The following is a 4368-nucleotide window of genomic DNA, read 5'->3' as shown; positions in this document are numbered from 1 at the left end:
GAGCTTTCTGGAAGGGGATCCGGATCAGCCGATCGTTACCGGGCGTACGTACCATGCGACCAATCTGGCGCCTTATGTGCTGCCGCACAATAAAACCCGTACCGTCATTCGCACGGATACGCATCAGGGAACCGGGTTTAACGAACTGAGTTTTGAAGATGCCGCGACGCGCGAGCAGGTGTTTCTTCATGCCCAGAAAGACCATGACACCGTCATCAATAACAACCACCGGCAGAGCGTGGGAAACGATCAGCATCTGAGCGTTGTGCAGGATAAGTTTGAACGTATAGACAGGCACAGCCATCGTACCGTGGGGCAGGATGATTACGAACAGATCCACCAGGATCACCATCAGTCCATCGGGCGCAATTTTATTCAGAGTATTACCCAGTCCTTTAAGCGCTTTATCGGTGGCGGTGAGGTGACCCGCATTGAGGGCAGCCGTCAGACCACGCTAACCGGGTCTGAAGAAGCCATCATTGGCGCTAACCAGCGCACGGTGGTGAATAACGATCATTACCTCAAAGCCACGGATATCGTACTGGAAGCAGGACAATCCTTCACCGTCAAAGGTCCGGGAGGGTTCATGAAGATAGATGAGTCGGGCATTACCCTGCAGGGCAATCTTGTCAAAGTGAATGAAGGGGGAAGCCCGGGCGTCGGGACAGCCCCGGTCTCTGTTGAACCTGAATCACCGGCGGCACCTTCGCTGCCGGATGCACCATTACGCCCTTAAGGAGGCATTATGCCAGGCGCTGCACGACTGGGTGATACCGGACAAGGCCACGCGTGTTTTCCGGATACGCCGGTTATTGAAGGAAGTCCCGATATTCGTATCAACGGGGTGCCGGCTGTCCGTCAGGGCGACTCGGTGGCCCTCCATGGTTGCCCGTGCCCCAACACGCCGCATGGTATGCATTCGCGGTCTATTTCCGCGGGGTCATCAACGGTGCGCTTTAACGGGAAACCCGCCGCACGTATCGGTGATGCGATTGGCTGTGGCGGCATGATTGCCTCCGGCAGCGGTAACGTCATTATCGGTGACACGCCCTGGAAATCTCCGGTTCATGACTGTGCGAAGCAGGCTGTACTTGACCGTGCTCCGTTACTGGGTCTGTCGCCTGCGCTGACACCAGAACCCCTTCCTGATGTGAGAAAGCTTATCTCTCGCTGAAAATCATTGATTAGATAAAAAGGTCGTTCCGATGGAAACACGTTATCCGATAAGGCAGGCTAACGGCAAAAACTTTGACAGTCAGGAGGAAATACTGACTCTGCTGCGCCAGGAAAAACACGGGCGCTGGCTGTCGGGCTCCAATGACATGTGGCACGGTGGTATACATATCAGCCGCAATACTGCCCCCTGGTCGGTGTTGACGCCGGATACCGGTGACGATGCGGTACCGCTGCAGTGTATTGCCAGCGGAGAACTGGTGGCCTGGCGCGTATGCCAGGATTACGTTATGGGTAACCTTGGGGACAAACCGCTGCAGTATTCACCGTCATTTTTGCTGGTGCGCTCAGTACATAAACCTGCAACAGACGCGTCCACCTGGCTGTGCTTTTACACGTTATACATGCACCTTACGCCGCTCTCCTGTTACCCGAAATGGACGGTGTATCAGGTGACCCCAAAGGGCAACGGTCTTATCATGCGCCAGTACAGCGGCAGTGAAGTGTCGGGGCAGACAGTGCCCCCCGAAGTCTCTCATAAAGCCCGTCTTCACAGCGGTGAGCAGGTGCTGATTGAACGGCAGGAAACGTTCCTGCTGCACAACGGGCAGGCGGAAGTGTTTGGTCTGGCGCAAAGGCTGAAAGACGGCGCACCTGTGGGGGACAAGTTCTGGACCTCCGCCCGTCCGGCCTATGTTGAGCCGATTGGCGAACAGTACGGTTACTTACCGGGATGGATGGCGGTGGCGCTGAATAAGGGGCAGTTTGATACCGTGGTGTGTCCTTCGGTGATGACGGCCATTAAGGCCGGTGATGCGATTGGATTTCTGGGCAAAGAGGAAGTACCGGACGAGTTCAGCAATGTAACAGCAGACTGGTTCTCGCACATCGAGGTGCTGAGCAACGATGGCAGGATGCCGCTGTTTCTTAATAACCCGGGGCAGCTGCATACGGGGCGCCAGTTTTTGCTGGTTCCTGAAGGGAAACAACTCTACCAGTGCGAAGAAAAAGGGAGCAGTCATACCTTTGAGCCGGTGGGGCTGACGAACCGGGGGGATGCCGCAGATATCATCCCGGCCGAATCAGCCAAATCTGCGACAGACAGCGCCAGCGTGGTGTATCTGCAAATCCGTCCCGGCACCTGGATACGCAAGGATGATGTGGAAACGGTGAGCCAGAACGATCTGGCGAAACTGAAATTCAAAGCCGTGGGGCAGGAGCCTCTCAGAAATCAGCTCCGCAGTCTGGAAACGCAGTGGGTCATTGATGCGTTCCGCTGGCTGGGTAGCCAGCTCTGGGCCGGACGTGACCTGGAGTCGGGGCAGCTGCAGGTGTATTACACCAGAATGGCTGACGAGCTGGAAAAGGTGAACACTCCGGAGAATATACAGAACGAGAATCGGGACTCTGTATCCGACATGTTACGGCACCGGAATCAGTACGTTGATTTTTTCCTGCGCAGGCTGGTGGTAAAGCATGAGAGTGAATGGCACGGCGGCAGTAAAAATCCAAAATGGAATGGTGTGCTTGCCACAATGACAGGTGAGTCTTTAGCTTATGTTCAGCAGTGGCTGGATGCTCATGAGTGGATGAGTCAGGTGCCGGAGTTCAGCAAGGACGAAGCGGTGTGGCATTTTCACCCTGTGGAGTTTCTGACAGCTATTTGTGAGCCGGTAAATAGATGTCGAGAACTATTTGCAAAAATCTCACCAATAATACTTAAACATGAAGGAGGGTATGTTGATGATCCTGATGATAAAGGTGGAGAAACAAACATGGGGATTACATTTTCGACGTGGAAATCATTTGCTTTTAGCGATCTAGGTATTCACCCCTCATCACAGTCTCTTAAAGCAATGACGAAAGAACAAGCAGAAGTTATTTACTATAAACACTACTGGGAACCTCGAGGTTTTTGTAAGCTGGAAAATACAAAGGTTGCATTGATGATATATGACTGGACTATAACGTCTCGATGGGCTATTCGAGAGGTTAGGAAACTTATTAGCACAGAATATGACTCCAAATTGCAAGTGAGTAACGTTATGGATGATTCGATGGTTCATTGTATTAATTCAATTAGTGATCAAAATTCTTTTCTTCATCATTTAGCTAATGTGCGTAAAAGCTACTACAGGTCTCTTACAGTTACTGATGGTATTCAAAATACGCAAACCAAATTCTTAAATGGTTGGTTGGGGCGAGTTGATGATTGTTTACAGGCGGATGTGTGAAATATTCTATATTTTTTCTTTGTTTTTGGGGTTTGTCCTGTAATGCAAGTGATTTTACAGGATGTTGGGCGTTTATAGATAAAAACTCATCATACACGTTAAATCTTACTCAAGATAATGGAAAGGTTAATGGTCATTATTGTTTTATTAATGCTAATGGCAATAGAATCGATTGTGATAAAGAATCGTCCACTGTCTCCGGAACTCTTGATGGAGATACTGGCGTGATCTCATTTGGGGGGAGTGGTGAGGGGCGGTTGAATTTTTTTGATGGAAAGATCAGTTTGATAATCACTAACTCCAGGCCGTTTGATGACTTCAATATGCATATTCCTAAATTGATTTTAGTGAGGAAAAATAATGGCTGTTCTAATTGAGTAAATGATGCGTGGACTCTTTGCACGTCGTGCTGCCTATGAGTTATGTGAGAATTTTTTTTATGAAAATAGTTTTATTTACTCTTTTTTATGTATTCACTTCATAGTTATGCGGATGAATGTGGCTTAGATGAGATAATTATTGCATCATGTGCATTGAAAGGTAATACACATCGAACTGCTTTATTTTATGTTAATGAAAAGAAAGGCTATCTTTATTATTCTTTTAAGATGAATGAAAAGGAAGAGTTAAGAGTGAATTTTAGTCAAGATAGAAAGCTAAAAAGATGGATTGATCAATGGACGTACACTACATATTTTTGATTTAGCCGAGGGGAATATGATTACGTTCTTGGTGTCCCAGAAGAAAAACCAAATGCAGTTGCGTTTTAGATGTAAAGAAAAACGGTGATTCTTTAGTTTTGAACTCTTATATTTCTAATTCTTTTGGTAGTGAGGATGTTAAAAGTAGTAGTATTGAAGATGTTTCAGATAGTTCAGTGAGAGATAATGATTTTAAATTTCCATAGTCTGTGATTATAACGCTGAGCCATCACACTGCTGCTGACGGAAGGGCTGTCTCT

General features: G+C 48.3%; 3 protein-coding genes and 1 pseudogene. All 4 read left to right on the top strand.

What is annotated here, in order from left to right; all coding sequences use genetic code 11:
• On the top strand, nt 1-736 hold a 736-nt coding region (locus tag ADK28_RS01305; protein ID WP_048794675.1), incomplete at its 5' end, for a bacteriophage T4 gp5 trimerisation domain-containing protein.
• A 9-nt stretch (nt 737-745) separates the two neighbouring features.
• Nucleotides 746-1135: pseudogene (locus ADK28_RS29565) on the top strand (PAAR domain-containing protein); the annotation flags it as partial.
• Between the two features lie 70 nt (nt 1136-1205).
• Nucleotides 1206-3407 (top strand): glycosyl hydrolase 108 family protein, encoded by a 2202-nt coding sequence (locus ADK28_RS01300; RefSeq protein WP_048794674.1) that lies wholly within the window; start codon nt 1206-1208, stop codon nt 3405-3407.
• Nucleotides 3404-3784 (top strand): hypothetical protein, encoded by a 381-nt coding sequence (locus tag ADK28_RS31160; protein WP_152929589.1) that lies wholly within the window; start codon nt 3404-3406, stop codon nt 3782-3784. The genes ADK28_RS01300 and ADK28_RS31160 overlap by 4 nt, the downstream gene beginning before the upstream one ends.
• The last annotated feature ends 584 nt before the right edge of the window (nt 3785-4368 follow it).

Source organism: Serratia sp. 506_PEND, from assembly GCF_001076875.1.
Lineage (GTDB): Bacteria > Pseudomonadota > Gammaproteobacteria > Enterobacterales > Enterobacteriaceae > Serratia > Serratia marcescens.
This window is presented reverse-complemented; position numbering and strand designations above follow the sequence as displayed.